We start from the raw sequence: 1,462 nt of genomic DNA on the forward strand, positions 1-1,462 counted from the left end.
GGCTCTATAATTTTTCCTGTTGATGACTTATCAATATGATAAGCTGTTAACAGGTTTTTTATTGCATAAAAAAGGAGGACATAGTCCCCTGTAATAAAAAATCTATCCTACTAAACATTTTATAAATAAAGGTATGTTTCTATGTCCTCTTTTAATAATTGTATTAAATTTGATCTTGATATTAAAGAAAAAAATATTGTTTTCAAAGGCTATTTCTACAAAATGGTCCAGATGAAAAAGCACAAAATCTATGAAGCAGAATTGATTCAGCCTGCTTGTCCTTACTGTGGCTCCTTGGCTCTCCTGCATAATGGACATCTGATTACCAACATTCGCTATTTATCAGCTAATGCCAGCCATCCAGTAACTATTAGACTGGCTAAGCAGCGAGTTAGATGCCGTGATTGCAGTCGCTGGTCAATGGCACAATCAGAATTGGCAAGCAAGTACTGTTCTATTTCTAATGCCTCTAAGCTAAAAATTTTGTCTGCGTTAACTGAAGATCGTTCGATGACCAGCATTGCCAGAGAAAACAATGTTTCTGTCAACACTGTTCAAAGAGTTTTAGGCAGCTGCTCTCACCGTTTCCTTGACAGCTATGAGTATCTGCCAGCTCATTTGGCTTTCGCTGAATTCAAAGGCGTTGATCGTCAGCTGCACTTTATCTGCTTAGACGGCGATAGTCATCAAGTCGTGCAGATTCTTAGAACGCGTTATAAGAAGAATCTGCTTAAGTATTTTGGACGTTTTTCGCCTCAAGCCAGAGCCAACGTTAGAACCGTTACGCTGGATCTCAACTTTTACTATCAGGACATTGTCAGAGCCTGTTTCCCTAATGCTCAGATTGTCATCGATCGCTTTCACATGATTCAAATGCTTACTCGTTCTTTTAACTCGCTCAGAGTTAAAGTCATGAAGACCTTTGATAAAAGATCCAGACAGTATCAGCTGCTCAAATCTCCCTGGAAGCTATACTTGAAGAAATATGATGAATTGGAAAAAATTCATCCTCGCTACAACTGGCACTATAAAGACTGCTTAACACAAGCTCAAGTAGTCATGGAAGGCATCAGTGCCAATACTGCTTTAGAGAACTCATATAACCTGATGCAGAGTTTTATGCAAGCAATTGAAACAAACAACACTCAAGAGCTTAAATCATTGATTACCAGCAAAGATTCAATTGGAACCCTAATGCATAAGACGCTGCTAACTTTTAAATACAATCTAAAAGCGGTGCTTAACGGTGCGGCGCTGCCTGATTCTAATGGCTGTCTTGAAGGCTTCAACCGCAAAAACAAGCAAATCGAACGAACAGCTTTCGGCTATTCCAATTTTATCAATCTATTAACCAGAATTCGTTTAGAGGAAAATCAATATAAAGAAAAAGAACCAAGCAGCCTTTTAATGACTGCCTGATTCTATTCATTTACTCTCTATCAACAGGATTTGACAAAGAGCC

Annotated in this window: 1 protein-coding gene; it reads left to right on the plus strand. The window is 38.4% G+C overall.

The window, feature by feature from the left end:
* Positions 1–141 precede the first annotated feature (141 nt).
* Positions 142–1,419 (plus strand): ISL3 family transposase, encoded by a 1,278-nt coding sequence (locus FC77_RS07580; RefSeq protein ID WP_056971017.1) that lies wholly within the window; start codon positions 142–144, stop codon positions 1,417–1,419.
* Positions 1,420–1,462: the final 43 nt, after the last annotated feature.

This window comes from Lactobacillus acetotolerans DSM 20749 = JCM 3825 (assembly GCF_001436775.1).
Taxonomy (GTDB): Bacteria; Bacillota; Bacilli; order Lactobacillales; family Lactobacillaceae; genus Lactobacillus; species Lactobacillus acetotolerans.

What these genes read in the sequence shown, in the direction of transcription:
- FC77_RS07580 (WP_056971017.1), top strand. Translation starts at nt 142, where the DNA reads ATGTCCTCTTTTAATAATTGTATTAAATTTGATCTTGATATTAAAGAA.